This is a genomic window from Neisseria sp. P0024.S006 (assembly GCF_051956595.1).
In the GTDB taxonomy this organism is placed as follows: Bacteria; Pseudomonadota; Gammaproteobacteria; order Burkholderiales; family Neisseriaceae; genus Neisseria.
Map to the genome: position 1 here is coordinate 1 of NZ_JBQCXH010000010.1, position 1,132 is coordinate 1,132.

The 1,132-nt window shown below is 52.9% G+C and carries 4 protein-coding genes; all 4 read left to right on the forward strand.

From position 1 onward, the window contains the following. On the forward strand, positions 1 to 481 hold a 481-nt coding region (locus tag ACTHUF_RS10970; protein WP_440407695.1), incomplete at its 5' end, for an N-acetylmuramoyl-L-alanine amidase. Continuing rightward, positions 478 to 651, forward strand: a complete 174-nt coding sequence (locus ACTHUF_RS10975) for a hypothetical protein (protein ID WP_004520464.1) — start codon at positions 478 to 480, stop codon at positions 649 to 651. The genes ACTHUF_RS10970 and ACTHUF_RS10975, both read left to right, overlap by 4 nt. 29 nt (positions 652 to 680) lie before the next feature. After that, positions 681 to 818 carry a hypothetical protein gene (locus tag ACTHUF_RS10980; RefSeq protein WP_440407698.1) on the forward strand — a complete coding sequence of 46 codons (138 nt, stop codon included), beginning with the start codon at positions 681 to 683 and terminating at the stop codon, positions 816 to 818. 2 nt (positions 819 to 820) lie between these two features. Then, positions 821 to 1,057 (forward strand): hypothetical protein, encoded by a 237-nt coding sequence (locus tag ACTHUF_RS10985; protein ID WP_002219316.1) that lies wholly within the window; start codon positions 821 to 823, stop codon positions 1,055 to 1,057. The last annotated feature ends 75 nt before the right edge of the window (positions 1,058 to 1,132 follow it).

Genomic DNA, 1,132 nt, shown 5'->3' on the forward strand with positions numbered 1-1,132 from the left:
CGACCGTGAGGCGGACTTGGCGCAGGATATGCGCAATATCGTGGCATCTATCCTGCGTAACGATTACGGCCTGACCGTACGCACCGACGGCGAAGGCAAAGGCAATATGCCGCTGCGCGAAGCGGTCAAACTGATTCGTGGCTCGGATGTGGCGATTGAGTTTCACACTAATGCGGCGGTTGCAAAAACGGCGACGGGTATTGAGGCTTTGAGTACGCCGAAAAACAAACGCTGGTGTCAGGTGTTGAGCAAGGCTGTTTCGAAGAAAACCGGCTGGAAACTGCGCGGCGAAGACGGCTTTAAACCCGACAATGCGGGCCAGCATTCGCGCTTGGCTTATGCGCAGGCCGGCGGCATTGTGTTTGAGCCGTTTTTTATCAGCAACGACACTGATTTGGCCTTGTTTAAATCTACTAAATGGGGCATCTGCCGCGCGATTGCGGACGCGATTGCGATGGAGTTGGGAGCGGTGAAAGTATGAAAAAGTCTTTGATTGCTTTGGCTTTGTCTGTCTTGAAACCGCAGCTGCCTGAATTTGAGATTAAGCCTGCCAGCATTGGCTCTTTGAAACAACATCCGTCTATGCGCCTGGGTAAGTCGGGTGTGGCGGCTGCCAAACGTGCGGCGCGTAAACGCAAGAATCGTCGTTAATCATGGGTCAAGTTGAGTTTTACGAAAAGATGATTGAGCTATGGTCGCGCAAAAGCCGTGAAGCAAGCGAACGGGCTGATTTGGCGGCGTTTGAATTTGCGGAGGGCGAACTGGCCAATTATCGGGAAATGCTGCAACGGCACCTGCAAACCAAAACTGTGGAATAGCAATGCGTATTTTGGATATTTTTAAAAACCCGGCTACCGGTAATGTGTCGCACTCGAAACTGTGGGCAAATGTTGCCTGCGCGGCGGGGACGTTTAAGTTTGTGATGTTGCCCGATCCATCGGCGGAAATTTGGGCGGTGTATCTGGGCATTGTCGGCGGATATGCGGTGGCACGCTCGTTTGTCAGCGTGAAACGTCAGGAGGTCGAGAATGAATCTCGTGAAACTGCTGGCGAATAACTGGCAACCGATTGCCATCATCGCACTTATCGGCACGGGCTTGGCTGTGTCGCACCATCAAGGCTACAAGTCGGC